Raw genomic sequence first — 23,044 nt, forward strand, 5'->3', positions numbered from 1 at the left:
ACGTGGGGCACCTGTCGCGGCCTATGCCGAAATGCTCATCCAAAACGCCACGAATTGCCAAGACGACGGCAATTTGGCTTTCTATATTCGCCCCAGATTGATCGCGTGAACACGCTGCGAAGCGCAACGCCAATGGGCGTATTCCAGCATTGTGAGCGGCGAGAGATCCTTCGTAGCCTTGCGATGCGCGAGGGCTGTGCCCGGCCTCCCGTGTCGTACCGCATTGCTGTCGTACCGCTTTCATAACAACCGTCGATGCAAGGAGAGACCATGAGTCTTCGCAACACGCTCAAACCGCTGGCCGTGCTCATGGGTGCGATGTTTGCCGTCGCGCCTGCCGCCAGTTTCGCCGACGACCTGCCGGTCAAGATCGGTTTTGCCGCGCCGCTGACAGGCGCCAACGCCGGCTACGGCAAGGATCTGGAAAACGGTGTGCGGCTCGCGATCGACGAAGCCAACGCGCAGAAGATCAAGATCGGCGGCAAGGTCGCGCACTTCGAGATCGTCTCGCAGGACGACCAGGCCGACCCGCGCGTCGGCGTGCAGGCCGCGCAGAAGCTGGTCGACTCGGGCGTCGCGGTGGTTGTCGGCCACTTCAACTCGGGCACCACGATCCCGGCCTCGCAGGTCTACGAGCAGGCCGGCATTCCGGTGCTCGACCCCGCCGCGACGAACCCGATCATCACGGGCCGCGGTTTCGCCAACACCTTCATGGTGATTTCGACCGACGCGCAGAACGCCGGCAACGCGGGCGTCTATGCGGTCGACGTGACGAAGGCCAAGCGCATCGCGATCATCGACGATCGCACCGCGTTCGGCCAGGGCGAGGCCGACGAGTTCGAGAAGGCCGTCAAGGCGCACGGCGGCACGATCGTCGCGCGCGACTACACCGACAACCACGCGGTCGATTTCAGCACGCAGATCACCAAGTTCAAGGGCGCCAATGCGGACCTCGTGTTCTTCGCCGGCCTCGACAGCCAGGCGGCGGGCTTCGCGCGGCGCATGAAGCAGCTCGGCCTGAACGCACAGCTGGTCGGCGGCGGCGGCGTGATGGACGAGGACTTCATCAAGCTCGCGGGCGATGCATCCGACGGCGCGATGGCCTGGGAATACGGCCGCCCGCTCGCGCAACTGCCGGGTGGCAAGGACTTCAACGCGAAGTTCAAGAAGCGCTTCGGCGCGGACGTGCTGTCGTATGCGCCGTTCGGCTATGACGGCGCGTGGGTCGCGATCAAGGCGATGCAGCAGGCCAAATCCGACTCGCCGAACGTGTACCGTCCGGTGCTCAAGACGATCGACTACGACGGCGTGACCGGCAAGATCTCGTTCGACAGCACCGGCGCGTTGAAGAGCGGCGCCTCGACGCTGTATCAGGTGAAGAACGGCGCATGGGTGCCGGTCGTGACGAAGAGCGGCACCTAAGCTCCGCGTCCGCTGAAGCGTAGCGGCCCTGCCCGGCTTGCGGCCGGCGCGGGGCGCGCTACGGCCTTGCGCTCGCCGCCCTGACGACCACCTCGGCATCGAGATCGCGCTCGATGCGCATGAGGTCGTCGCGAATCGCCGCGAATTCGTTCGGCGTACACATCTGATGGCCGAACGCGGCGCGCAGATGCCGGTTGACCTGCAAGGTGCGGGTCGCCGGATCGAAGACGTAGCGTGACGCAAACGTCAGCAACGGGTCCTCGACCCTCGTGTCGGTCGGCAGGTCCATCACGCGCACGAAGCGCGGCAAGCTCATCTCCAGCGTTTCATCGAACTCCCCGCCGATGCACGCCCACGGCTCGGTTCTGACCGGCTCCGCGAGCCATGTCTCGACCTGCGAGCCCATGCCGCCGGCGAAGCTCGTCAGCGCCGGCACCGCGGTCGTGCCGTCCGGCCAGATCAGATGCGGCACGCTTCCTTGCATCGAGGTCGCGAACGGTCCGCCGGTCACGGCGACGTCGTCGGTCTGCAATTGCGCGGTGCCGTGCAAGCCCGTTAGCAGCAGACGGCTCGCGGCAAGCTGCTGCGCGCCCTGACGCGTCGCGCGCCGGAACGTGTTGCGTTCGAGCTCCGCGGTATAGCCCCGATCCTCGACCCGATATGCGTAATGCGCGGTGCCGTTTTCATCGATGTCGATCTGCACGCGCGCGTTGCGTTCGCGCCGTTGGGTCGCCGGCGTGCGCGCGAGCACACCTTCGTCGACCAGCAGCACCGGCCGGTCCATCACGCCGCCAGGCAGGTAGCCGAACGCGGTGCCGCCCGCCGACGTGTCCGCGAATTGCGCCAGCTCAGGAATCCAGATGATCGCGTGATTGATCGCGCTCGCGCCGTAGCCGGGCACCTCGGGCAACGAGTAGTACGGGCCGAGATTGAGCAGCACCGGTTCGCTGCGAATGCCGGCCGCCGCGAGCAGCGCGCCGTACAGCGCGACGTGGTCCTTGCAGTCGCCGTAGCGGTTGCGCAGGATGTCGGCCGCCTTGTGCGGGATCGCCGCCGTCTCGCCGAGAAAAAGCGCCACGTAGCGGATGTTCAGACGCATCCAGTCGTACAGCGCGCGGGCCTTGTCGCGAGGATCGGCGAGGCCGGCCGTCAGTTGCTGCGCAAGACTCACGATCGCGGGATCGTCGCGGGTCGCGTCGTCGTCGGCGGGACCGCGATAGCGCGCGGCGAAGCTTGTAAAGTCCGGCACCGTCGACACCATCAGCCGGTCGCCCCAGTTCGCGTAGCCGACCGCGCCCGCTTCGAGCCGCGCATACGGACCGTGGTGGTAGTCGAACTCGTAGCGGGTGCGGCCGTTCGCGGTGACGGGCGGCACCGCGACATAGCCGCGTGCGTCCGCATAGAGCGGCACGTCGGCGGGCAGATCGAAGATCAGACGCTGCTCGTCGACGGGCTCGAGCGTCGGTTCGACCAGATACGCGAAGGTGCCCGCCTGCAGCGCCTTCGCGCGCGTCTTGCGAAACGCGAGATGCACGCGCGAACCGGTCTGCACGCCGGGGAAGATCACCGTGCGCAACACGCCGTCCTCGAAGCTCGGGGCGCCGGCCGAGCGCGGCTCCTGCACGTCGCGGATCGCCTCGGGGCCGACCGCATGCGTGGTGCCGTCGGGATCGATCGTTTCGGCGGTCAGCAGTTGCACCTGCTCGATGTCCTTGTTGAACCACACGTAGCGTTGCGCGATATCGTCGACACCGCTGGCCGTGTCCGCGCGCATCAGCGTGTCGTCGTGTTCCTGGATGGAGCCGTCTTTCTGGATCACGAACAGGTGGACGTCGCGCTCGATCGTCGCAGGGGCGCGGTCGTCGGCGGAGGTTGCGATCTCGCCGGCGGCCGCGCAAAGAGGCCAGGCGATGCCGCTGGCGGCAGAGAGCGCGGCAAGCAACGCCGCGGCGCGCATGCGGCGCTCGCGGCGCGCGAGCGCGTCGATGCACGCGACGAGCCCGCGCGTGCGCGTCATGAGCGACGCGCCCCGCTCCATGCATGCCATTCGCGGCACGCGAGCCCGATCCCCGCGATCGACGTGTGCGCCAACATGACGACGCTGTTTCCCAAGATTGACTCCGCTCAGGTTCGTGTCGTCGTTGTAGCACATCGCCGGCCCGTGCGTGTCGGGGCCGGGGCCGGTATTGCCGCGTCGGGATCGGGCGGCCCTCGCGTCAGCGGCAAACCCGCAACGCAGCGGCCGCCGTCACTCGCGCTCAGTCGCCGTTGTCGAGCTGACTCAGCAACGCCTGCAGCTTTTCCACGTGCCGCAGCAGCATGTGCCGGTGCTTGTCGATCTGTTCGAGCCGGCCTTCGAGGTCGGCCTGAATGCGATCGTCGAGTTCGGCCGCGGCCATCACGTCCTCGACCTTCGCGCGCATCGCCGCGAGCTCCACCGGCGCATGCAGCAGATGACGCTCGAAGCGCCGCACTTCCTGCGTCGCGAGATCGCGCACCTTGCGGAAGTGCGCTTGACGGCGGTGCGCTTCGACATCGAGCGTTTCTTCCTCGACGCGTCGCGCGGGCCCCGGCTGGCCAAAAATCGGCTCGGGCCGCAGCACCGTCTTCTTGCGCACCGGATGCGCGGTGCCGCGAAAGCGCGCGAGCGGCTGCTCGTTGTCGATCGCTTCGCGCGCGTTCGGCGGGATCTCGTGGTCGGTATGCGGCACGTTCATCCAGCCGCCCGGCAGACCGGTGACGGCCTCGACGCCGCGCACGAATTCCTCGCTGAATTCACGCTGGCCGGACAGCATCAGCTTCAGATAGCTCGCGGAAAACGTCATCATGCGCGCGAGCCGGCTCGCGGCGCCGACCTCGCTGGTCAGCAACACCAGGTTCGCGCGCCAGATTGGCAGCAGCAATTCGTCGGAATCTTCCATCGCTGGGTCTTCCATCTTTTCGCCTGATGAATCGATGAACGCGACGCGCACGTCATCGTTTTGAAAGGGTAGTCGTCTCGCGGTGTCGCATGCAATGCCGGTATGTTGCTTTGCGTGCGGTGCGACCCAGTGCCGAAGGTACTCGCACGACCCCGCCCGCACCGGCGAATTCAGCGCAAAGCGCATTAAAACAGGGCTTACGACACATCGCGTGTTGCATTGACACACGTATTCGCGCGCCGTTCCTACCAGCGGCCACGTGATGTGGCATGCTTACACGCCGATGCGGCACGCGTCGTGCTGCATGGGTCGCTCCACAACACTGACTTAAGGGTTTTGTAATGAAGAAAATCGTTCTCGCCATCGCCGCAGCCGTCGCCACCCTGAGCGCGATCGCTCCCGCTCAAGCTGATGAGCATCACCACGAATGCCACAAGGTGAAGGTTCATCATCATTGGGAAAAGCGCTGCCACTAATGGCGGTGAAATCGCGTCCAAGGGGCGCGGTGCACATCAAAAAGCCCCGCTTCCGCGGGGCTTTTTTTCATGGCGCGCCGCGTCGTGAAACAGCCGGCGCACGATACGCTGTGCGCGCTCGACGCTCAAACCATTCCATATGAACGCGCCGGCACGCAATCACGGACACATGCTGTTACACCTTCGCGAGACGCTAACCGATGCAGGCCGACGCGGACCGAGATGCCGCGCATTCCTGCAGCGATCGTGATCCGCGTGGTGACAGAGAAGTAGAAGAAGCGAAGCCGCGCGTTTTCGTCGTGGACCGTCTTCGCGGCGCCTGTCAGGGCGCCTTTGCGTCACGCTGCTTTCACGCGGGCGAGAGCTGTCGTCAGCAGCGCTTCGAGTAGCGGCGTGACCTTCGCGGCGAGGTCTTCATCGTACGCATAAGGCAAGTGCTCTTCCATGTACGTGATCTGCGACAGTTCGAGTTGCACCGCATGCACGCCCTGCTCGGGCTGCCCGTATTGCCGCGTGATATAGCCACCCTTGAAGCGGCCATTCGCGACCGCCGTGTAGCCGCCGTGGCGCTCGACCAGCGCGGCCAGTTCGTCGGCGATGCCCGGCGCCGCGCTCGCACCGTTCGACGTGCCGAAGTTGAAGTCCGGCAGACGTCCGTCGAAAAAGCGCGGCACGTGCGAGCGGATCGAATGCGCTTCCCACAGCAGCACCTTGCCGTGCTTCGCTTTCAGCGCCGCGAGCTCGCCGGCGAGCGCGTCGTGATACGGCTTCCAGTACACGTCGCGACGGCGCGCGACTTCGGCGTCGTCGGGCAGATGGCCGTCGCGATAGAGCGGCTCCTTGTCGAACGTATCGACCGGCAGCAGACCCGTGGTGTCCTGGCCCGGGTACAGGTTCGCGCCGTCGGGCGGACGGTTCAGGTCGACCACGTAGCGCGCATAGGTCGGCGTCAGGATCGACGCGCCGAGGCGCTTCGCGAATCCATACAGGCGATCGAGGTGCCAGTCGCAATCGTCGGTGCGTGGCGCGACCGGCGTCATCGTCGCGGCGATGTCGGCGGGGATCTGCGTGCCCAGATGCGGGATCGAGATCAAGAGCGGCAGGCTTCCCTGATGCAGCGAGAAAACCGGCGTGAGGTTCGAAGCAGTCATGTCAGTCCGGAATCAGTGGGATCGGAGAATCGGTTCGGCGCTTCAGCACATCGGCGCCGTTATTTGAGCAGTTCCGCGAGCGCCGTGCGATAGCGCGCATAGGCGCCCTCTTCGTCGCGATGCCGGCGGTTGTCGACGACCTTGACGCCGCCCGCATAGACGTCGCGGATCGGCGTGTCGCCGTGCTCGCAGAATACGACACCCGACAGCCACGCCTCCGGCGCATGCTCGGCGATGCTCGAATGATCGGCGTCGAGCACCAGCCAGTCCGCGCGATGGCCGGCCTGCAACGCGCCGACCGCGCGGCCGGTCGCGTGCGCGCCGCCGTCGAGCGCGGCTGCGTATAGGCGATCCGCGACATGCGTGGCGTCTGCCGACGCCAGCACGTTGCGCTGCCGGCGCGTCAGACGCTGGCCGTATTCGAGCAGACGCAGCTCCGCGCGCCAGTCGACGCCGATATGGCTATCCGAGCCGACGCCGATGCGGCCGTGCGCGTCGAGATACTCCTGCGCAGGGAAAATGCCGTCGCCGAGATTGGCCTCGGTGGTCAGACACAAACCCGCCACCGCGCCGCTCTGCGCGAGCGCGAGCGTTTCGTTCGCATCGACATGGGTCGCGTGCACGAGACACCAGCGGCTGTCCACATCGAAACGATCGAGCAGCCATTGCACCGGCCGCGCGCCTTCGGTTTCGATGCACGCGTCGACCTCGGCGGTCTGTTCGGCGATATGGATATGCACGGGCGCGCTGGCATCGATACCGCCAAGCAGCGCGCGCAACGACGCCTCCGACACCGCGCGCAGCGAATGCGGCGCGACGCCGTAACGCAGCGCCGCATCTTCGGGGCGCGCGGCGCGCAGCGTGCCGAGCAGATCGAGCAGGCTCTCCGGCGTATTGATGAAGCGCCGCTGATCGTCGCGCGGCGCACGCGCGCCGAAGCCGCTGTACTGATACAGCACCGGCAGCATCGTGATGCCGATGCCGCTCGCCGCTGCCGCATCCACCACGCGCTGCGCAAGCTCGGCCTGATTCGCGTAGCGCTGGCCGTCCTGCGCGTGATGCACGTAGTGAAATTCGCACACCGACGTATAGCCCGCCTTCAGCATCTCGATGTAAAGCCACTGCGCGACGCTCGCGAGGCCTTCCGGTGTGATGCGCGCGGCGAAGCGATACATCAGGTCGCGCCATGACCAGAAGTTATCGGTGGCGTTGGCGCGATATTCGGTGAGGCCCGCCATCGCGCGCTGGAACGCGTGCGAGTGAAGGTTCGGCATACCAGGCATCAGCGGGCCCGCCGCCTTCGGCACACCGGCCGGCGCTTCGGCTTGATTCGGCGTGACGGCGCTCAGCGTGCCGTGCGCGTCCCATTCGAGCAGCACGTTGCGGCGCCAGCCTTCGGGCAGATATGCGTGTGCGGCGAACAGCGATTGATTGGATTGGGTCATCTCTCAGGCTCTGGTTCAGATCACACTCGACTCGCGCCGCGTATAGACGGTTTCGCCCGCGCGCACGACGCGCGCGCACAGCGGCCGGCCAATCCAGTAAGCGAGCTCGGCCAGCGAATCGACCGACCACACCGCGAAGTCGGCCGCGCGCCCCACTTGCAGCGCACCGTGCTCCCCGGCTTTGCCGAGCGCACGCGCCGCATGCGTGGTAACGCCTTGCAGCACCTCGGGCACGGTCATGCGAAACAGCGTGCTCGCCATGTTCATCATCAGCAGCAACGAAGTCGCCGGTGACGTGCCCGGGTTGCTGTCGGTCGAAATCGCGATCGGCACCTCGTAGCGCCGCAGCAGTTCGAGCGGCGGCAACTGCGTCTCGCGGATGAAGTAATACGCGCCCGGCAGCAGCACTGCAACGGTACCCGCTTCCTTCATCGCGGCGACGCCGGCTTCGTCGAGAAACTCCAGGTGATCCGCCGACAGCGCGCGATGCCGCGCCGCGAGCGCGGTGCCGCCGCCGTTCGACAACTGCTCGGCGTGCATCTTGACCGGCAGCTTGTAGCGCGCGGCCGCGTTGAACACGCGCTCGCTTTGCTCCAACGAAAAACCGATGCGCTCGCAGAATACATCGACCGCATCGACGAGGCCTTCGTCCGCGAGCGCGGGCAGCATCGTATTGCAGACCTCGTCGATATACGCGTCCGCGCGGCCCGCAAATTCGGGCGGCAGCGCGTGCGCGCCGAGAAACGTCGTATAGACCGTGACCGGATAGCGCTCGCCGAGTTGCCGCGCAACGCGCAGCATCTTGCGCTCGCTCGCGAGGTCGAGGCCGTAGCCGGATTTGATTTCGAGCGTGGTCACGCCTTCGGCGAGCAGCGGTTCGAGCCGCGCGGCCGCTTGGCGGAACAGCGACGCTTCGTTCGCCGCGCGCGTCGCGCGCACCGTCGACACGATGCCGCCGCCCTGCCGCGCGATTTCTTCGTAGCTGACGCCCGCGAGCCGCTGCGCGAATTCGTCGGCGCGCTGGCCGCCATACACGAGGTGCGTATGACAATCGATCAGGCCCGGCGTCACCCACGCGCCGCGCAAATCTTCGCGCGGCCATGCGGCGTATTGCGCAGGCAGTTCGCTCGCAGCGCCGAGCCACGCGATGCGGCCGTCTTCGACCGCGATCGCGGCATCGGCGAGCGTGTGGTGAGGATCGCCCTGCGGGCACAAGTTCAAGTGATGCCAGACGGTTTGCTTCATCGCGTGCTCTTTGCCGCTGGTTGCGTGTCTGTGGATGGGTTGTCCGTGATGGAGCGCGTGCGATGCCCGATCACGGTTGATTCGTCATCGCGTGTAGCGGATGGTGATTGCGAGCACCGCGCCGTCGCCCGTTAGCGTGCAAGCGAGCGCGTTCGGCCCGTCGATACGCAACGTGTCGCCGGTGTCGAGACGCAGGGCTTGCGCGTGGTCCGCCGCCAGCGCGACCGTGACCGCGCCGCCCGCGCAAAACAGCAGCGCCACGTCGCCGTCGAGTACGCGCGGCGCATCGGCGCCCGGCGCATCCGGCTGCGTGCCGGCGCGCCACACGTTCAACTCGCCCTGCGCCACGTCGCGCCGCACCATCAGGTTGAAGTCGCGCGTCGCGCCGTCGACGAGCCGCGCGTCGATGCGCGTCTCGCCGTGAAAGCGCGCGAGGTCGAGCGGTTGCTGCAACACGTGCGTCGCGACGACGCCCGCATCGCCCAACTCATCCAGCAGCATGCCCGCGCCGGAAAGCAACACGAGCGTCCGGTCGACGCCGTCAAAGCGCGAGAAAGGCCCGGCCTGCGCGACATCGGCGACGCTCACGCGCCACACGAAGTCTCCGCTCGCCGCGCCCTGCCCGCCGCTCGGCGGCGGAAACGCGGCGACCTCGCGCGTGACGCCGCCGCCGTTTTTCCACGGCGCCGCCACGAGATCGACGCCGCGGATCAGCGTGACGCTTGCCATGCTGCCCGCGTCGTTGGCAATGCTCACGATCAGCGGCCCAGCATCGGCAGGTTGAGACCGGCCTCGCGCGCCGTTTGCTGCGCGAGTTCATAGCCCGCATCCGCGTGACGCATCACGCCGGTGGCCGGATCGTTCAGCAGCACGCGGCCGAGGCGCTTGTGCGCGGCTTCCGTGCCGTCCGCGACGATCACGACGCCCGAGTGCTGCGAGAAGCCCATGCCGACGCCGCCGCCGTGATGCAGCGAGACCCACGATGCGCCGCCTGCCGTATTCAGCAGTGCGTTCAGCAGCGGCCAGTCGCTGACCGCGTCCGAGCCGTCCTTCATCGATTCGGTTTCGCGGTTCGGGCTCGCGACCGAACCCGTGTCGAGGTGATCGCGGCCGATCACGATCGGCGCCTTCAGTTCGCCGTTCTTGACCATTTCGTTGAACGCCTGGCCGAGGCGATAACGATCCTTCACGCCGACCCAGCAGATCCGCGCCGGCAGACCCTGGAACGCGATACGTTCGCGCGCCATGTCGAGCCAGTTGTGCAGATGCGGATCGTCGGGAATCAGTTCCTTGACCTTCGCATCGGTCTTGTAGATGTCCTCGGGGTCGCCCGACAGCGCGACCCAGCGGAACGGGCCCTTGCCTTCGCAGAACAGCGGGCGGATATACGCCGGCACGAAGCCCGGGAAATCGAACGCGTTTTCCACGCCCATTTCGAGCGCCATCTGACGGATGTTGTTGCCGTAGTCGAGTGTGGCCGCGCCGCGTTCCTGCAGCGTCAGCATCGCCTGCACCTGCTTGGCCATCGACTGCTTGGCCGGCGTGACGATGCTTTCCGGCGCGGTCTTCATGCGCTCGCGCCACTCTGCGACCGTCCAGCCCTGCGGCAGGTAGCCGTGGATCGGATCGTGCGCGCTGGTCTGGTCGGTCACGCAGTCCGGCGTGATGCCACGCGCGACGCACTCGGCGAACACGTCGGCGGCATTGCCGAGCAGACCGACCGAGATCGGCTTACCGGCCTTTTTCGCTTCGTCGAGCATCGCGAGCGCTTCATCGAGCGTCTTCGCTTTCTTGTCGACGTAGCGCGTCTTCAGACGGAAGTCGATGCGCGTCTCGTCGCATTCGACCGCGATCATCGAGAAGCCCGCCATCGTCGCGGCGAGCGGCTGCGCGCCGCCCATGCCGCCGAGACCGCCGGTCAGGATCCAGCGGCCCTTCGGGTCGCCGTTGAAGTGCTGGTTCGCGACCGCGAAGAAGGTTTCGTAGGTGCCCTGCACGATGCCCTGGCTGCCGATGTAGATCCAGCTGCCCGCGGTCATCTGGCCGTACATCATCAGGCCCTTGCGGTCGAGTTCGTGAAAATGTTCCCACGTCGCCCAGTGCGGCACGAGGTTCGAGTTCGCGAGCAGCACGCGCGGTGCGTCTGCATGCGTGCGGAACACGCCGACCGGCTTGCCCGATTGAATCAGCAGCGTTTCGTCTTCGTTCAGGTCCTTCAGCGACGCGAGGATCTGGTCGAAGCAATCCCAGTTGCGCGCGGCGCGGCCGATGCCGCCATACACGACGAGCGCGTGCGGGTGCTCGGCCACTTCGGGGTCCAGATTATTCTGGATCATCCGGTACGCGGCTTCCGCGATCCAGGTCTTGCAGGTCTTTTCCGCGCCGTGCGGTGCGCGGATCGTGCGAGTCGGATCAAGACGCGGATCGATGTGTTTCGGATTGTTCATGGTGTTCCTCGGAATGCGTGAAAGACGTTCGATAAAGATTCGGCGAAGACGAAAAGCGAATTCAGAAATGCCCAGTGAAGCGGTAACGGGTGCCCGGATGCCACAGATTCGCGATCGAGGCGACCTCGCCTTGCGACCACGTGCGCCGATGCAGCACCAGACACGGCTCGCGTTCATTCATGTTCAACTGCTCGCGCGTCGTGTCGTCGGCGGCGAGCGCCTCGATGCGGTACTCGACGCGCTGCAGCGGCGCGACGCGCACGAGGTACTGGTTCGGCGTCGTGTTCGTAAAGTCCTGCAACGCATATTCGGGCGCGACAGCCGGATTGACCCAGCGTTCCTCCAGCTGCACCGGCTCGTCGTTTTCGAAATGCAGCAGGCGCGAATGAAACACGGGGCTGCCCGCGCTCACCTGCATCTCTTCGGCGAGCGCCGCATCGGCGATGCTGGCGCCGACGTTCAGCACCTTCGCCTGATAGCGATGACCACGCGCGACGATTTCATCGGAGATGCTGCGGATCGCCACCAGCGTCGACTCGTACTTGGGACGGGCGACGAAAGTGCCCGAGCCCTGGACGCGTGTCAGCACCTGCTCCGAGGTCAACTCGCGCAATGCGCGGTTGACCGTCATGCGCGCGACGCTGAACTCGCGCGCAAGCTCGTTTTCGGAGGGCACCTGGTCGCCTTCGGCCCATTCGCCCGCATGAATGCGCGCGAGGATGAAGTCCTTGATGCCCTGATAAGCGGGTGCGTTCATCGGTGTGATCCGCGCTCTCGACAACTTACTGTTCCGACGCGAACGAGAACGGGGCCAGCTTCGCGACAGCGCCAGCCTGCACGAGCTTCGTGACCGCCGCGATGTCCGGTGCGAAGTAGTGATCGAGCTCGTAGTGCGGCACGTCCTTGCGCACGAGGTCCATCACCTTCTGCAGGCTCGGGCTGGTCTTGTGCGGTGCGCGCAGATCGACGCCCTGGGCCGCGGCCAGCAGTTCGATCGACAGGATGTTCGCGGTGTTGTCGGCGATATCGCCGAGCTTGCGCGCGGCGAACGTCGCCATCGACACGTGGTCTTCCTGGTTCGCCGACGTGGGCAGCGAATCGACCGAAGCCGGATGCGCGAGCGTCTTGTTCTCCGACGCGAGCGCGGCAGCCGTGACGTGCGCGATCATGAAGCCGGAGTTCACGCCGCCATCCTTGACGAGGAACGGCGGCAGGCCCGACAGCGTCGCGTCGATCAGCAGGGCGATGCGACGCTCGGCGAGCGCGCCGATTTCCGACACGGCGAGCGCGAGGTTGTCCGCCGCGAACGCGACCGGCTCGGCGTGGAAGTTGCCGCCCGACAGCACTTCGCCGGTGTCCGGGAAAATCAGCGGATTGTCGGAGACCGCATTAGCTTCGAGCAGCAGCGTTTCCGCGGCCTGACGCATCTGGTCGAGACACGCGCCCATCACCTGCGGCTGGCAGCGCAGGCTGTACGGGTCCTGGACCTTGTCGCAATCGGCGTGCGCCACGTTGATCGCCGAGCCTTGCAGCAGCGAGCGATAGGCCGCCGCCGCGTCGATCTGGCCTTGATGGCCGCGCAGCTCGTGAATGCGCGCATCGAACGGCTTGACCGAACCCATCGCCGCGTCGACCGACAGCGCGCCGGCGACGAGCGCCGTGCGATACAGGTCTTCGATCGCGAACATGTTGTACAGCGCGAGCGCGGTCGAGGCTTGCGTGCCGTTCAGCAGCGCCAGACCTTCCTTCGCCTGCAGCGTCAGCGGCTTCAGACCGACCAGCGCGAGGCCTTCGGTGGCCGGCATGCGCTCGCCCTTCGCGAACACTTCACCGACGCCGAGCAGGGTCGCCGACATATGCGCGAGCGGCGCGAGGTCGCCCGAAGCGCCGACCGAGCCCTTGACCGGGATCACCGGCAGCACGTCGGCGTTGAACAGCGTGATCATCGCTTCCATCACTTCGCGGCGGATGCCCGAGTGACCGCGGCCGAGGCTCGACAGCTTCAGCGCCATCAACAGACGCACGACCGGGCGCGACATCGGCTCGCCGACGCCGACCGCGTGCGACAGCACCAGATTGCGTTGCAGCAGTTCGAGCTGATCGCGCGGGATGTGCGTGCTGGCGAGGCGGCCGAAGCCGGTGTTGATACCGTAAGCCGGCTCGCCCTTGGCGGTGATGTCGGCGACGGCCTGCGCGCACGCGTCGATAGCGGCGTGGCTCGCGGGATCGAGTTGCAAGGTGACCTGCTCACGCGCGATCTGGCGCAGTTGCGGGAGGGTCAGGTAGCCGGGCTTCAGAATCATGGTTGTCTTCCTGTCTATACAAGTTCAAATAAGTCTAGCTGGCGCGCCTTGTATATACAACTTATTTTTCGCGATTTCGTGCCTGGGGATTTCCATTATTCGGCACGTGGTTTGACGAAAGATCGGCAGGCGTGGCTGGGGGCCGTAGGCGGCGGGTGTGGGACGTATGGGCCGGCGCGGCCGTCGTGGTTTGGCCCATAGTTGTCTATACACCTTCGCGGCGCGGGTCGCCATCTGGGCAAACCCGGCGCGCTCCCGGTGGCGGGAAGCCGGACATGCCGGCTCGACCGATATCTGAGTTATAGGAGAGAAGGCGTGGCGGCGCGGATCAGAGCCTGACCCTGGCCGCGATGAAATCCAGAAAGCACTGCACGCGCCCCGCGAGCGATGCGCTCTGGTAGTACACCGCATGCACCGGCTGCCGTTCGTCGACGAGCAGGTTGCCGAGAATCGGCACGAGGCGCTTTTCGCGCACGTCGGCGGCGCTCATGAAGTCGGCCAGACAGGCGATGCCCCAGCCGGACAGCGCCAGTTGCCGCAGGGTTTCGCCGCTCGACGCGGTGATCGACGGTTCGATTTTCAGCAGCGCGGCTTCGTCCCGTGGCCCGTTGGCGCGCCTGGTTCCCCTGCCCCCTTCTCTGAGCGGCCAGCGATTTAGATGCTCCGGCGCCGTAAAGCCGATCAGCCGATGCGCGCGCAACGCATCGAGCGTGGTCGGCTCGCCGTGCTCGGCCAGATACGCCGGGCTCGCGAGCACGCGCAGCCGGCTCTCACCGAGCGCGCGCGCATGCAGCGTCGAATCCTGCAGCGCGCCGATGCGAATCGCGATGTCGACCTTCTGTTCGAGCAGGTCGACGATCCGCTCGCTGCTGGTCAGTTCGAGCCGGATCTCCGGATACAGCGCCGAAAACGCGGTCATATGCGGCGCCACGCAATGCAGCATGAACGGCGACGCCGCGTCGACGCGCAAGCGTCCCGACGGCCGCTCGCGGCCGCGCGCGACCGACTCCTCGGCCTCTTCGAGCGCGTCGAGAATCGCGCGGGCGCGCCGCAGGAACGCGTCGCCCTCTTCGGTCAGATGCAGACGCCGGGTCGTGCGGCGCACCAGCGCGGTGTCGAGCTTCTGCTCCAGACGCGTGAGCGCGCGGCTCACGCCGGACACGGTCTGCCCCAGCTTCTCGGCCGCCGCCGTGATCGAACCGCTGTCGATCACGGTGACGAACACCAGCAATTCGTCGGTGGAGGTTTTCATTGTTGATTTGAAGTCAAGATTGATTTGAGACTAACACGCTTTTTGCGAGAATCCGCGCGAGCGATACTGCATGCCTGTCGACCGGAGTTGGCGCTTTAGCTGTCGACCGGTGTTGGCGCTTTAGCGCCTACTTCGGTCCCATGCAAAGCTCCTACTCCGGTCCCATGCAAAGCTCTTGCATGCAAGAGATTGCGGTCATGCAATTCCCTCAGGAGAACGTCTTGAAGATTTTCGTTACTGGCGCAAGCGGTTTTATCGGCGGCTCGATCGCGGCGCATCTGGCGCGCGCCGGCCATCAGGTGCGCGGGCTGATCCGCAAGCCCGAACACAGCGCCGAGTTGCAACGCCTGGGCATCGAGCCGGTGTCCGGCACGCTCGACGACCGCGCATTGCTGATCGCCGAGGCGCAAGCGGCCGACGCCGTCATCAACGCCGCGAGCAGCGATCACGAAGGCGCGGTGCGCGCGCTGATCGACGGACTCGCGGGTTCGGGCAAGGTGTTGCTGCACACGAGCGGGTCGAGCATCGTCGGTGATGCGTCGGGCGGCGAAGCGGGTGAAGCGCGCATCTATCACGAAGACGCGCTGCCCACCCCAACCGCCGACAAGGCCGCGCGCGTCGCGATCGATCAGCTGGTGCTCGACGCCGCGCAACGCGGCGTGCGCTCGGCCGTGCTGTGCAACACGCTGATCTACGGTCACGGCGCGGTGGCCGGCAGCGCGAGCGTGCAGTTGCCGCGACTGGTGCGCCAGGCGCAGAAAAGCGGCGTGGTGCGTCATGTGGGCAGCGGCGGCAACATCTGGTCGAACGTGCATATCGACGACGTCGCCGAGCTGTATCGGCTCGCGCTCGATAAAACCCCTGCCGGCACGTTCTATTTCGTCGAAAGCGGCGAAGCGTCGTTTCGCGACATGAGCGCCGCGATCGCGCGCGCGATGAAACTCGACACGCCGCAGGACTGGCCGCTCGAAGACGCGAAACAGGAATGGGGCTACGAAATGGCCTCTTACGGTCTCGGCTCGAACAGCCGCGTGCGCGGCGAACGCGCGCGCAAGTTGCTTGGCTGGCAACCGCGGCGCACGTCGGTGATCGAATGGATCGAACGCGACATGATGGTGCCGCAAAGCGCCGTCTGACGCGGCTTTGCGCGCCGCGCGCCGTAAGCTGTGTAAGCGCGGGCGTTGCGAATCCGTAAGCTCTCTTCGATAAAATGATATCGACCCGACGGTGCGATTCGCACCGTCGCACATGAGCCCGGATTCGACCGATGACCCTCGCGCTGAACTTCTACTGGCTGACGAACTTCCTCGCGATTCTGTTCGTCGTCGCCTGTCTGTACGACACGCGCTACGACGAATATGGCGTATTGACGCTCTCCGCTGCGGCGATGAGTCTGATCGTGATGGCGATCGAGGTGTTTCTCAAGCCCGCCTTCGAAATGGCGCTATAGCGCGCTCGCGCGGCCGCTCATGCGGTACAGAGGCGGCGCGCCTGCCAGTGCGGCGCGCGCCCCTCGCTCTCTTCACTCTGTTCAACTACCCGCCTCACCACTTCACACCGTGTACGATCCGCACGCCGGGCAAGCGCCGCGCGCGTGGTCGTCATAGCGGTCGTGAAGCCTGACCCAGTCGGTCAGATTGCTCTCCTCATTGCGGCCTTTCGGCGCGATATCCAGCAGCGCGTAGGTGTTCACGAAGCGCTCGTCGCCGCGCCCGTAGCACGAGTACGTGTGGTACACGTCGCCGTTCTGGTCCTTGTAGAACACGCTGTGGCCATGCTGTTCGTCGATGCCGACGTCCTGCTCGGTGAAGTTGTAGAACGCCTTTTTGCTCGCCAGCTGTTCGGGTGTGAACGACACGTGGTAGTCGAAATTGAAATCGCTGCCGCTCGACGACACCCACGGAAAGGTCCATCCCATGCGCCGTTTGAACGCGTCGATCTTGTCGATCGGCGCGTGGGACACCGTCACATAGCTGACGTCGTGATGGACCAGGTGCGTGAGAATGCCGGTCATATGATCCGACAGGAACGAGCAGCCGACACACCCCTCCTCCCAGTCCGGGCCCAGCATGAAGTGATAGACGATCAGCTGGCTGCGGCCGTCGAACAGCTCCGCGAGCGTCTTGCGGCCTTCCGGCGTATCGAACGTATAAAGCTTGTCGACCTTGACCCACGGCAATTCGCGACGCTTGCGCGCGAGTTCGTCGCCGGCGCGCATATGCGCTTTTTCGTCGGCGAGCAGCGCGCGGCTCGCGGCGAGCCACTCTTCCCGGCTGCCGATGTGATGTTGCGGTTCCATCTGCGTCTCCTTTCCTGCGGATGCAGGACTTGACCATAAGGTTATGGTTTAGAAACGCTGGCGCGAAAGTCAAGGACAGGTGGGCGCTTTCGTGAAACGTGCCGATCGCGCGCAAAGCGCGTGGCTAAAAAAAGATACGCGGCACACCGCGGATCGATCCGCGACGCGCCGCGTCAAGGTGGAGACCAACGACTACCCGCAACGAAACTCAGATCGCCCAGCCGCCGACATAAAAGCCGACCAGCACCACCGCGATCGCCACGGTGCCCACATTGAGCTTGCGATACTCGCCGCTGACCACGCGGCCGATCACGAGCGTCGCGAAGCCAAGCATGATGCCGGTCACGATGTTCGCGGTCAGCACGATGAACACCGCGCACACGAGCCCCGCCATCGAGTCGACCATGTCGTCCATATGCAGCTTGCTGACGTTCGACAGCATCAGCAGCCCCACGTACATCAGCGCGGGCGCGGTCGCATACGAAGGCACCAGCGCGGCGAGCGGCGAGAAGAACATCACGACCAGAAACAGCAGACCGACGACCGCCGCCGCCATCCCCGTCTTCGCGCCGGCCGCGACGCCGACCGTCGACTCGATATAGGCAGCCGCCGGCGCGCCGCCGAGCAGGCCCGAGAAGATCGAGCTCAGCGAATCGGCGGTCAGCGCACGGCCGCCGTTGATGATGCGACCGTTCTCATCGAGTTGCCCGGCCTGGCCGGCGACCGCGCGGATCGTGCCGGTCGCGTCGAACACGGCGGTCATCACGAGTGCGAGCACGCTCGGCAGCACCGCCATCGACAGCGCGCCCTTCACGTCCATCGCGCCGATCAGCGACGCATGACCCGGCGCGCTCAGCGAAGGCACCGCGAACACGCCGTGAAACGCCACGGCCGGATCGATCGCGAGGGCGATCGCCGAGATCGCGACGATCACGATCAGGATCGAGCCCGGCACACGGCGCCGCACGAGCCCGAAGATCGCCGCGAGACCCGCGACCGACATCAGCGCCGGCAATGCCGTGATATTGCCGAGCGACACCGGCAAGCCCGCACCCGGATTCTTGACGACGAGGCCGACGTCGTTGGCGGCGATCAGCAGCAGGAACAGGCCGATGCCGATCCCGGTGCCGTGCGCGATGCCGGTCGGCAGATTGCGCAGGATCCACGAGCGCACGCCGGTCACCGAAATCGCGGTGAACACGACGCCCATCAGGAACACCGCGCCGAGCGCGACGGTCGGATGCAGGCCCTTGCCGAGCACGAGGCCGAACGCGGTGAACGCGGTCAGCGAGATCGCGCAGCCGATCGCGATCGGCAGACGCGCCCACACGCCCATCAGCAGCGAGCCGAACGCGGTGGTCAGACACACGGCGACGAACACCGCGCTGGTATCGAAGCCCGCCTTGCCGAACATGCCCGGCACGACGAACACGGAATAGACCATCGCGAGGAAGGTCGTGATGCCCGCGACGATCTCCTGGCGCTGCGTGCTGCCGCGCGCGGAAATGTCGAAGTAGCGGTCGAGAAAGCCCTTACCGGGTAGCGATTCAGTGTCGAACGATTCGCTCGCGACGTCGGAATTCGCGAGGGCCTGGGGTTCCATCATGATGAGTGCCTCCTTTATCAGCTTGCTGAAACGGCCGCTATCGCGGCCGTCATCAGGGTTCGTCTCGTGGATTTGTTGGTGTGGGTAACGCTTTTCTGAGTCGAAATGTAGGTGAAGAGAACTATGTGTCCAATCGCATGAATGGCATGCCGGACATGTCGCGCGACTTATAACTTTTACGCGACGGCCGCTCGCGCGAGCGCTGCGCGCGTTTACACCTACGGCATTCGAGCGGCCGCAAGACGCGCCGAACTCGCTTCGGCGCTGGCATGCCAGGCACGCGGCGTGCAGCGCAATCCCGCCAGAGCATCGGCGAAACCGCCTTCCACGAAGCCCGCGAAAGCCTGTCCGCGCGGCCGCGCGGGTTAAACTCTGGGCCGTACCCCATCTAACCGCGGCGGCTCAACGCGCCCGTCCGCACCTGCTCGTGGAGTTTTTCCTGATGACTGGCGGTTTTCCGCGCCCCGCCCGGCGCCTGCCGATTGTCCCGCTTGGACCGCTTGGACCGCTTGGATCGCTTCGCCCGCTCGATTCGCCTGATTCGCTCGCTGTGCTTCGACTGTTGCGCTGGCTGTGCACCGTGGCCGCGCTGTTCGCGCTCGCCGCGCTGTCCGGTTGCAGCAGCCTGCTGTGGGGTACGCAGCAGGCGCCGATCGTCGACGCGACGGTGATGCCGGTCGAGCCGGCGAGCGCGCCGGTCGCCGCGTCCGCGCCGGAACCGGTCGAGACCGAGGCGAACACGGGGCCCGAGGAGCCGAAGAAACCGAAGAAGCCGGTCGTGAAGCCGCACAAGGTCGAGCCGCCGCCGCCCGTCGTCGCGCCGGCCCCGCCGCCGCCCCCGCCGCCGCCGCCGCTGATCGTGCTGCGCACGATCGAGCGCAGCGACGCGCACACGCTGCTCGACAGCCAGGTGCAGAAGCCCGACGGCAAGGTGGTCGGCCGCGCGATCGACATGACCGCCGATGCGGCCGGCAAGCCGCGCGAGATGATCGTCAATCTGCAGGGCTTCCTCGGCGTCGGCGACCGCAAGGTGAACTTCCCGTGGGGCGCGTTCCATTTCACGCCGTCCGCGAAGGGCGCGCCGATCACGCTGAACGCGGCGGCAGTGCCGGCCGGCGCGAACAAATCGAACGCGCTGGAACTGCCGCTGCTCGATGCGACCGTCGAGCGCGCGAACGGCGCCAAGGTGGGCCGCGTGGTCGACGTGCTGATCGACGGCAACGCGCAGCCGCAAGCGGTCGTGCTCGACGTCAGCGGCATGGTCAGCACCGACCGGCGCACGATCGCCGCGAACTGGTCGGCGCTGCGCTTCGTCACGCGCGACAAGGAACTGCATCCGCAGATCGATCTGAGCGACGCGCAGATCAACGCGACGCCACCTTACGCGAGCGACAAGCCGATCCGCGCGGTGTCGCCGGCGCCGCCGCCTGCTCCCGCTCCCGCTCCCGCTGCGAGCGCCGCGCCTGCCGCCTCGGCGCCGCCGACGGCGTCGACCGCCGTCGCGGTTTCCAACGCACGGGCGGTCCGATGACGGTCCGCACGATGGTCACGGCGCGAAGTCTGCGCGCGCTCGATTGGCTCAACTTCTTCGTCGCCAACGTGCAGACGGGCTTCGGGCCGTTCATCGCGTCGTATCTCGCGTCGCACAAGTGGACCCAGGGCGAGATCGGCATGGTGCTGTCGGTCGGCACGATCAGCGCAATGGTCAGCCAGGTGCCCGGCGGCGCCGCGGTCGACGCGCTGCGCAACAAGAAGGCCGCGGCCGCGTGGGCGATCGGCGCGATCATCCTGAGCGCGATGCTGCTCGCGATCAGCCCGACGGTGTTGCCGGTGATCGCCGCCGAGGTGTTCCACGGCTTCGCGAGCTGCATGCTGACGCCGGCGCTCGCGGCGATTTCGTTCGCGCTGGTGGGTCGCGCGAATCTCGGCGACCGGCTCGGGCGCAATGCGCGTTGGGCGTCGATCGGCAGCGCGGTCGCGGCCGGTCTGATGGGACTGTTCGGCGAGTACTACTCGCCGCGCGCGGTGTTCTTTTTGACCGCGGGCCTTGCGGTTCCCGCGCTGATCGCGCTCGCGATGATCCAGCGCACCGACACGATCGAGCTGCCGCAAGCGGCGCCTACCCCCGAGCAGCTCGAGCGGCGCGAAAGCCTGCGCGCGTTGCTGCGCGACAAGCGCATGCTGCTGTTCGCCGCGTGCATCGTGCTGTTCCATCTGTCGAACGCGGCGATGCTGAACCTGGCCGCCGGCGAAGTGACGGCCGGCATGGGCGACAACGTGCAGCTCGTGATCGCGGCGTGCATCATCGTGCCGCAGGCGATCGTCGCGATGATGTCGCCGTGGGTCGGGCGCTCGGCCGAACGCTGGGGCCGCCGGCCGATCCTGCTGCTCGGCTTCTCCGCGCTGCCGATTCGCGCGCTGCTGTTCGCGGGCATCAGCAGCCCTTACCTGCTCGTGCCGGTGCAGATGCTGGACGGCTTGAGCGCCGCGGTGTTCGGCGTGATGCTGCCGCTGATCGCCGCCGACGTCGCCGGCGACAAGGGCCGCTACAACCTGTGTATCGGCCTGTTCGGGCTCGCGGCCGGTATCGGTGCGACGCTGAGCACGACGGCGGCCGGCTTTATCGCAGATCGTTTCGGCAACATGGTGAGCTTCTTCTGCCTCGCGGCGGCCGGTGCGCTCGCGGTGCTGCTGGTGTGGGCGGCGATGCCTGAGACGCGCGACGCGGCGACGGCCAGCAACGGCGACGGCAATGACGCGACGGTGCCCGGTCGCGGGAAGTCGGCGGCGAGGTGAGTCGCGTGAGCTGGATGAGCCGGGGCGTGATCTGACCGTCACAGTCGGATCACGTCGCAAGTAGCTTGACCGTTCCGCAGGCTGAACGGGCAAGCGCGCCACTTGCCGTCTTACGGGCCTACATGACTGCGGCTTTACCCGACAGCGCAAGAAGTTCTTTGCTCGAAGGCGGCGGTGCGCGCAGCGACTTTCCAGGAAGCGGCACCGCGAGAGCGAACTCTTTTCTTTTTCGCAAACGTTTGCCTTCAGGTATCAAGTCTCAGCCTCCCAAGCCGAAAACCCGTACATCGCCACGAAACTTTGGAGACTCCGACGTGACGCGCGTTGTGCTCTTACTTGCCGTAATGTTGATAACAGGCTGCGCACAACTGCCGCAGCCCACTACGGCTCAAGCCGAGAAACCTGCGGTGTCGAACGTGATCATGAAGTTCGACATTCCCGCCGATGCACTCGGCGCGCGCGATCCGCAATTGAGCACGGTGCTCGCCAAGGCGGGCGCACTCGCCGCCGCGCAGAAGCAGCCCACGGTGATCCGCGTGACCGCGCTGGGCCAGGACTTCAAGTACATCAACCAGGCGATCTGGCGGGGCGTGCCGCAGCAGGGGCTCAAACCCACGCTCGAAAATCTGACGACCGGCGCGAACCAGACGTACAGCGTCTCGATCCAGCCGCTACATGCGGGGAGCTGACACGATGCGCCTGATTGCTTTCGCCGCGGCATCGCTATGCTTGAGTTCGGCCGCATGGGCGGCCCAGCCCGCCGCCGGCGCGCCTGCAACCGCGGCCGCCGCTGCCCCCACGGCCACCACGGCCTCCGCGGACAAGGTCTACCCGCCGCTGCCCACGCTCGCGATGCTGCCGCCCTCCACCGGCGACGACGACGACCTTCCCGCGCCGCGCTCGACGTCGCGCAACAAGAAGAAGACGCGCCAGCACGATTGCCACTGCGCGATGCCGACGCCGCGCCTCGTCGTCTCCGATGAGTCGCGCACCTATCTGAAGGACATCGAGCGCCAGCTCGATTCCGCGCTGGCACAGTAAAGCAGTACCTGGAGCCCTGAACCCATGCATGAGCACAAGGCCAATGCCTGCCGCTTTTTGCGATCGTGGACGATATGCGCCTGGGCGGCGCTGCTGGCGCTCGGCAGTTCGGCCGCGCAAGCCGCGCCGTCCGCCGACGATTGCTTCGACAGGGCCGGCGCTTACCAGGGCGTCAATCCGCTCGTGCTGCGAGCGGTGGCATGGCATGAGTCGAAAGGCGACGCGAGCGCCATCAACCGCAACGCCAACGGTTCGATCGACGTGGGACAGTTGCAGATCAATTCGATCCACTTTCCGGAACTCAAGAGCCAGGGCATTCCGCACCGCGCGCTGACGGACCCGTGCGTGAATATTTTTGTGGCCGCCTGGCTACTCAAGCAGAAGATGGTGCGGTATGGAAATACCTGGCGTGCGATTGGCGCGTATCACTCGGAATCGCCGCACGAGCGCGACGCTTACGCGCATAGCATCCAGACGATTCTCGTGAGTTGGGGATTGTTGCAGCCGGAGCGGTGAGGGTCTTGCAGGCTGTTGAAAAGCGCCCCGTCATGATGACCGACACTATGTTCAGGAGGCTGGCGAGTGCGATTTTCCGCTGAATTACCGGTTTGCCACGCCATCTGCGCGGGGCATGTTCACG

General features: G+C 66.2%; 20 protein-coding genes and 1 pseudogene. 9 read left to right on the forward strand and 12 right to left on the reverse strand.

The genetic code is table 11. The annotated features are described in order from the left end of the window. Positions 1 to 270: 270 nt before the first annotated feature. Positions 271 to 1,422, forward strand: a complete 1,152-nt coding sequence (locus EVC45_RS02915; protein WP_129956530.1) for a branched-chain amino acid ABC transporter substrate-binding protein — start codon at positions 271 to 273, stop codon at positions 1,420 to 1,422. Positions 1,423 to 1,480: 58 nt separating this feature from the next. Here the strand turns inward: EVC45_RS02915 and EVC45_RS02920 are convergent, their stop codons facing one another. Together EVC45_RS02920 and EVC45_RS02925 are read right to left on the reverse strand one after the other, a co-directional pair. Then, entirely contained in the window at positions 1,481 to 3,439 is a 1,959-nt protein-coding gene (locus EVC45_RS02920; RefSeq protein ID WP_129956531.1) for a DUF3857 and transglutaminase domain-containing protein, read from the reverse strand. A 241-nt stretch (positions 3,440 to 3,680) separates the two neighbouring features. Continuing rightward, positions 3,681 to 4,343: a hypothetical protein gene (locus EVC45_RS02925; protein WP_129956532.1), complete on the reverse strand. Its 663-nt coding sequence runs from the start codon at positions 4,341 to 4,343 to the stop codon at positions 3,681 to 3,683. Positions 4,344 to 4,684: 341 nt separating this feature from the next. Between EVC45_RS02925 and EVC45_RS47560 the strand changes: the two genes are divergently transcribed. Beyond that, complete coding sequence (locus tag EVC45_RS47560; RefSeq protein WP_267939618.1) at positions 4,685 to 4,819, forward strand: hypothetical protein; 135 nt, start codon at positions 4,685 to 4,687, stop codon at positions 4,817 to 4,819. A 338-nt stretch (positions 4,820 to 5,157) separates the two neighbouring features. Here EVC45_RS47560 and hutG read toward each other — a convergent pair whose 3' ends face one another. The 8 genes from hutG to EVC45_RS02965 all read right to left on the reverse strand — a co-directional run bounded on the left by hutG (position 5,158) and on the right by EVC45_RS02965 (position 14,662). Next, positions 5,158 to 5,970, reverse strand: coding sequence for an N-formylglutamate deformylase (gene hutG / locus EVC45_RS02930; RefSeq protein ID WP_129956533.1), 813 nt, complete (start codon positions 5,968 to 5,970; stop codon positions 5,158 to 5,160). 59 nt (positions 5,971 to 6,029) lie between these two features. Next, a complete protein-coding gene (locus tag EVC45_RS02935) occupies positions 6,030 to 7,415 on the reverse strand; it encodes a formimidoylglutamate deiminase (protein ID WP_129956534.1) in 1,386 nt (461 codons plus the stop codon). 15 nt (positions 7,416 to 7,430) lie between these two features. Next, positions 7,431 to 8,660 carry an imidazolonepropionase gene (gene hutI, locus EVC45_RS02940; protein WP_129956535.1) on the reverse strand — a complete coding sequence of 410 codons (1,230 nt, stop codon included), beginning with the start codon at positions 8,658 to 8,660 and terminating at the stop codon, positions 7,431 to 7,433. Positions 8,661 to 8,744: 84 nt separating this feature from the next. Next, complete coding sequence (locus EVC45_RS02945) at positions 8,745 to 9,389, reverse strand: HutD family protein (RefSeq protein WP_129956588.1); 645 nt, start codon at positions 9,387 to 9,389, stop codon at positions 8,745 to 8,747. A 29-nt stretch (positions 9,390 to 9,418) separates the two neighbouring features. Continuing rightward, entirely contained in the window at positions 9,419 to 11,107 is a 1,689-nt protein-coding gene (hutU, locus tag EVC45_RS02950) for a urocanate hydratase (RefSeq protein WP_129956536.1), read from the reverse strand. Positions 11,108 to 11,168: 61 nt separating this feature from the next. Next, positions 11,169 to 11,864, reverse strand: a complete 696-nt coding sequence (gene hutC, locus EVC45_RS02955) for a histidine utilization repressor (RefSeq protein ID WP_129956537.1) — start codon at positions 11,862 to 11,864, stop codon at positions 11,169 to 11,171. 25 nt (positions 11,865 to 11,889) lie between these two features. Further along, on the reverse strand, positions 11,890 to 13,410 hold the full coding sequence (hutH, locus tag EVC45_RS02960; protein WP_129956538.1) for a histidine ammonia-lyase: 1,521 nt from the start codon (positions 13,408 to 13,410) through the stop codon (positions 11,890 to 11,892). Positions 13,411 to 13,738: 328 nt separating this feature from the next. Beyond that, entirely contained in the window at positions 13,739 to 14,662 is a 924-nt protein-coding gene (locus tag EVC45_RS02965) for a LysR family transcriptional regulator (RefSeq protein WP_129956539.1), read from the reverse strand. Between the two features lie 221 nt (positions 14,663 to 14,883). Here EVC45_RS02965 and EVC45_RS02970 point away from each other — a divergent pair, with 221 nt between their 5' ends. Then, positions 14,884 to 15,798 (forward strand): NAD-dependent epimerase/dehydratase family protein, encoded by a 915-nt coding sequence (locus tag EVC45_RS02970; protein WP_129956540.1) that lies wholly within the window; start codon positions 14,884 to 14,886, stop codon positions 15,796 to 15,798. Positions 15,799 to 15,929: 131 nt separating this feature from the next. Continuing rightward, positions 15,930 to 16,112, forward strand: coding sequence for a hypothetical protein (locus EVC45_RS02975; RefSeq protein WP_129956541.1), 183 nt, complete (start codon positions 15,930 to 15,932; stop codon positions 16,110 to 16,112). A 102-nt stretch (positions 16,113 to 16,214) separates the two neighbouring features. Here EVC45_RS02975 and EVC45_RS02980 read toward each other — a convergent pair whose 3' ends face one another. Both EVC45_RS02980 and EVC45_RS02985 read right to left on the reverse strand, forming a co-directional pair. Continuing rightward, positions 16,215 to 16,961, reverse strand: coding sequence for a thioredoxin family protein (locus tag EVC45_RS02980; RefSeq protein ID WP_129956542.1), 747 nt, complete (start codon positions 16,959 to 16,961; stop codon positions 16,215 to 16,217). A gap of 208 nt (positions 16,962 to 17,169) precedes the next feature. Continuing rightward, positions 17,170 to 18,495: pseudogene (locus EVC45_RS02985) on the reverse strand (NCS2 family permease); the annotation flags it as partial. A gap of 514 nt (positions 18,496 to 19,009) precedes the next feature. Between EVC45_RS02985 and EVC45_RS02990 the strand changes: the two are divergent. The 5 genes from EVC45_RS02990 to EVC45_RS03010 all read left to right on the forward strand — a co-directional run bounded on the left by EVC45_RS02990 (position 19,010) and on the right by EVC45_RS03010 (position 22,920). Then, positions 19,010 to 20,098 carry a PRC-barrel domain-containing protein gene (locus EVC45_RS02990; RefSeq protein WP_248295014.1) on the forward strand — a complete coding sequence of 363 codons (1,089 nt, stop codon included), beginning with the start codon at positions 19,010 to 19,012 and terminating at the stop codon, positions 20,096 to 20,098. Then, positions 20,095 to 21,363: an MFS transporter gene (locus tag EVC45_RS02995; RefSeq protein ID WP_129956544.1), complete on the forward strand. Its 1,269-nt coding sequence runs from the start codon at positions 20,095 to 20,097 to the stop codon at positions 21,361 to 21,363. Before EVC45_RS02990 ends, EVC45_RS02995 begins: the two co-directional genes overlap by 4 nt. A 314-nt stretch (positions 21,364 to 21,677) precedes the next feature. Beyond that, positions 21,678 to 22,052 carry a hypothetical protein gene (locus EVC45_RS03000; protein ID WP_129956545.1) on the forward strand — a complete coding sequence of 125 codons (375 nt, stop codon included), beginning with the start codon at positions 21,678 to 21,680 and terminating at the stop codon, positions 22,050 to 22,052. 4 nt (positions 22,053 to 22,056) lie between these two features. Next, the gene (locus EVC45_RS03005; protein ID WP_129956546.1) at positions 22,057 to 22,404 is read left to right on the forward strand and encodes a hypothetical protein; all 348 of its coding nucleotides are present in this window, start codon (positions 22,057 to 22,059) and stop codon (positions 22,402 to 22,404) included. Between the two features lie 24 nt (positions 22,405 to 22,428). Further along, the gene (locus EVC45_RS03010) at positions 22,429 to 22,920 is read left to right on the forward strand and encodes a lytic transglycosylase domain-containing protein (protein ID WP_129956547.1); all 492 of its coding nucleotides are present in this window, start codon (positions 22,429 to 22,431) and stop codon (positions 22,918 to 22,920) included. Positions 22,921 to 23,044 lie beyond the last annotated feature (124 nt).

Origin of the sequence: Paraburkholderia sp. UYCP14C, assembly GCF_004197395.1 — a bacterium.
In the GTDB taxonomy this organism is placed as follows: Bacteria; Pseudomonadota; Gammaproteobacteria; order Burkholderiales; family Burkholderiaceae; genus Paraburkholderia.